The organism is Flavobacterium sp., assembly GCF_031363805.1.
In the GTDB taxonomy this organism is placed as follows: domain Bacteria; phylum Bacteroidota; class Bacteroidia; order Flavobacteriales; family Flavobacteriaceae; genus Flavobacterium.
The window spans coordinates 1-3,758 of record NZ_JANLVD010000073.1 but is presented as its reverse complement, the minus strand read 5'-3'; the positions used below and the strand labels follow the sequence as shown (position 1 = coordinate 3,758).

5 protein-coding genes and 1 pseudogene are annotated in these 3,758 nt (G+C 36.0%); 3 read left to right on the top strand and 3 right to left on the bottom strand.

The annotated features are described in order from the left end of the window. Positions 1–41: 41 nt before the first annotated feature. Positions 42–1,019 (bottom strand): ribonucleotide-diphosphate reductase subunit beta, encoded by a 978-nt coding sequence (locus RMN92_RS04215; RefSeq protein WP_309608214.1) that lies wholly within the window; start codon positions 1,017–1,019, stop codon positions 42–44. 248 nt (positions 1,020–1,267) lie between these two features. Further along, entirely contained in the window at positions 1,268–1,837 is a 570-nt protein-coding gene (locus RMN92_RS04210; RefSeq protein WP_309608213.1) for a DUF3109 family protein, read from the bottom strand. Positions 1,838–2,087: 250 nt separating this feature from the next. Between RMN92_RS04210 and RMN92_RS04205 the strand changes: the two genes are divergently transcribed. The 3 genes from RMN92_RS04205 to RMN92_RS04195 are packed head-to-tail and all read left to right on the top strand — an operon-like array spanning position 2,088 to position 3,511. Then, the gene (locus RMN92_RS04205; RefSeq protein WP_309608212.1) at positions 2,088–2,666 is read left to right on the top strand and encodes a MarC family protein; all 579 of its coding nucleotides are present in this window, start codon (positions 2,088–2,090) and stop codon (positions 2,664–2,666) included. Between the two features lie 38 nt (positions 2,667–2,704). Next, entirely contained in the window at positions 2,705–2,905 is a 201-nt protein-coding gene (locus RMN92_RS04200) for a hypothetical protein (RefSeq protein WP_309608211.1), read from the top strand. Beyond that, positions 2,906–3,511: an FAD-dependent oxidoreductase gene (locus RMN92_RS04195; protein ID WP_309608210.1), complete on the top strand. Its 606-nt coding sequence runs from the start codon at positions 2,906–2,908 to the stop codon at positions 3,509–3,511. It abuts the gene before it with no gap. Position 3,512: 1 nt separating this feature from the next. Here the strand turns inward: RMN92_RS04195 and RMN92_RS04190 are convergent. Further along, positions 3,513–3,758 (bottom strand): annotated as a pseudogene (locus tag RMN92_RS04190) (peptidase S41); the annotation flags it as partial.

Below are 3,758 nucleotides of genomic sequence, written 5' to 3'. Positions count from 1 at the left end.
GCAATGACAATAACGAAATCGGAGACTTCGCTAAACTTTATTTAAAAATCCGCGTCAATTGTAATTTTCTGAGCTTCGCTATCGGTATTCATCACACCTGCTTTTTGGTATTCGGCTACTTTTTTCTCGAAGAAATTGGTTTTTCCCTGCAAAGAAATCATATCCATAAAATCGAATGGATTTGCGGTATTGTATTCTCTATCGCAACCTAGTTCCACCAATAATCTGTCGGCTACAAACTCTAAATATTGTGTCATCAATCCAGCATTCATACCAATTAAAGAAACGGGCAATGATTCTGTAATAAATTCTCTTTCAATTTTTAAAGCATCGATGATGATTTCTCTAATTCTTGCTTTTGGCACTTTGTTGACCAAATGGTGGTTGTGCAAATGCACTGCGAAATCGCAATGAACGCCTTCGTCACGCGAAATTAATTCGTTGGAAAAAGTTAAACCTGGCATCAAACCACGTTTTTTCAACCAATAAATTGAGCAAAATGCGCCAGAAAAGAAAATGCCTTCCACCGCTGCAAAAGCAATTAAACGCTCGGCAAAAGAATCTGAATCAATCCACTTTAAAGCCCAATCTGCTTTTTTCTTGATGGCTGGAAAAACTTCCAAAGCATTGAACAATTCGTCTTTTTCCGCTTCGTCTTTAACGTAAGTATCAATTAAAAGCGAATAGGTTTCCGAATGGATATTTTCCATCATGATTTGAAAACCATAGAAGAATTTTGCTTCGGCATATTGCACTTCGTTGACAAAATTTTCGGCAAGATTTTCGTTTACAATGCCGTCTGAAGCTGCAAAAAATGCCAATATATGTTTGATGAAATATTTTTCGTCGTTGTTTAATTTATTATTCCAATCGTTTAAATCTTGTGATAAATCGATTTCTTCGGCTGTCCAAAAACTAGCTTCCATTTTCTTGTACCATTCCCAAATATCATGATGTTTGATTGGAAAAATCACGAAACGGTTTTTGTTTTCTTGCAATATTGGTTCTACTTGGGACATAGCTCTGATTTTTATGTGATTATAAATGTTGGGTTTGTTAACATATCGGGATTACAAAGATTCAAATAAGTTGCGTGAAATGAAAGAGATAGTTATCCACAATCGTGAATAGTTTTGAACAACTGATGTATTTGGTCGGATTTTTTTGCATTTAGCTTATTTATCTGAATCACAATGAATTATAAACGAAAAAACCGCTTAGGTATTGTGGAATAAGCGTTTGTATTTTTTAAATAAATAGTGAAATTTTAATCCTTTTTAAGTTCTTCTGCCACTTTTTCAAGCTCAGCGTACCAGTTTTCGCCAAATCGACGAATAAGTGCTTCTTTGACAAATTTGTAAACTGGAACTTCCAACTCTTTTCCGAGAGAGCAAGCTGGTGAGCAAATGTCCCATTTGTCATAATTTACGGCGGCAAATTCTGTAAAATCTTTCACACGAATTGGGTAAAGATGACAGGAAACGGGCTTTTTCCGGTCGATTATGCCTTGATTATAGGCTTGTTCTATGCCACAAAGTGCGGTTTTGCCATCAAAAATAACATAGGCACAATCTTTTTCGTCAATTAGTGGCGTTTCTTTGTCACCATCGGTACCAATGCGCCAAGTGCCTTGTGCTTCAATGGCTTCGATGCCTTCTCTTCGAAGAAATGGTTTTATTTTTGGATAAATTTCTTCCAATATTTTGGTTTCATCGTCAAGTAGTGGCGCACCTGCATCGCCATCGACACAACAAGCGCCTTTGCATGCTGATAAATTGCATACAAATTCTTTTTGAAGAATATCTTCTGAAACGATGGTTTTGCCGAGTTGAAACATTTTGCAAAGGTAGTTGAAAATTTTAGATATCAGATTTTAGATATTAGATTTTGGTGGAGGTTGCTACATTGTTTGTTTGCGTGAGGGACAGCAGCGAAAAGCCCACAGTGAGGATCCCGATAGCTATCGGGAGACGAAACGAGGACTTGTAGTGAATGGCCCGACCCGAAGTTACGAGGAGGAACGACGAAGGAATTGAGGGTCACGCCCAAAAAAATATTTTATATATTTACACTAAAATACTTAAGCTATGTTTGAAGTAAACTGGAAGGAGATTGCAACTGTGGGCATGGTGCTTTTTGCGGTTATCGATATTGTGGGCACTGTGCCAATTGTGGTAGATTTGCGACAAAAACACGGTCACATTGAATCGGGAAAAGCATCGATTGTGGCTGGAATTATTATGATTGTTTTCCTTTTTATTGGTGAGGAATTTTTGAGTATTATTGGCATCGATGTGAATTCGTTTGCGGTAGCTGGTTCCTTTGTGTTGTTCTTTTTGGCTTTGGAAATGATTCTTGGCATTCGTTTGTATCGTGACGAGGAAGCTAGTTCGGCATCGATTATTCCATTGGCTTTCCCTTTAATTGCTGGTGCTGGAACAATGACGACTTTGCTTTCGTTGAAGGCGCAATACCACACAATAAATATTTTAATCGCCATATTTTTGAATATTATATTGGTTTATGGTGTGTTGAAATCGTCTGTGAAAATTGAGAAAATTCTTGGAGAAAATGGTTTGGGCGTGGTAAGAAAAACTTTTGGCGTAGTGCTTTTGGCCATTGCTGTTAAATTATTTGCCGCGAATGTTAAAGGACTTTTCTTATAATTTGAATTTTTGTAGTTTTGTTTCCTAATTATCTTAAAATGAAAATTTTTAGTTACATCTTTTTTATTTTGGCTTTGGGATTGGTTATTTTTAATGCGACCATGATCGATTTCAAACATCTTCTTGAGGGTCAAAGTTTGATTGCTATCATTGGAATTCTAGCGGTACTTTGCGCTGTGGTTATTTTATTGATTTTTAGAGTATCAAAATCGATTGATCAAAAATTGAAAAACCAGTAAATGTTTGATGTTCTTATTTTTGGAGGAGGCGTTTCTGGGGTTTCTTGTGCATTGATTTTAGGATCTGCTCATAAAAAAGATTTTGCCCGAGATAAAAAAATTGGATTATTCACACACCAAAAAGCATCCGCTCTTCAAGATGCTGTTTTTTATAATGCTTATGGCATAAATTCTGGAAAGTGGGGTTCGGAGTTGCTTACAGAAAGTACACTACAACTCCAATTGAATTATCCTCACGTTGAACAAATTGCCAACGAAAAAGTTTTAAAAGTATCCAAAACTGACAGTGGGTTTGAAATTTTAACCAACAAGAATATTTATACTTCCAAAATAATTGTGGTTGCCATTGGTTCTTCCAATTTGTTTTCTATTGATGGTTTAGAACAATATATTGAACCGCACCAAAAATCTTTGCCAGAAAAAAATAGAATTCAACTCAAAAATACAGATCATTTTGTAGATGATGGTATTTATGTGGCTGGAACTTTGGCAGGACACAGGAGCCAACTAGCTATTGCCGCAGGAAGTGGCGCAGCGGTTGGTACGGATATTTTGGTTTTGTGGAACAATGGTTTCGAAACGCATGTTCATGATAGTTTGAGGTAATCTACAACTTCAAAGCCTCTTTGACCATAATATCTTCTCTTAAAACTACTTGGTAAAATTGATTTTCGCCCAACAATTGTCTACAAAATTCTGCCGATAAATATCGTTTTACAAAATTTTTATTGGATTCTAAATCAATAAACGAATCGGAAGAATTTACAAAATTTTTAAAATCGTTATAATAGGTTTGCGAGGTTTCAATTTTGGCAATGATTTGATGGAAATTGAGTTCTCGAAACATTTTTCG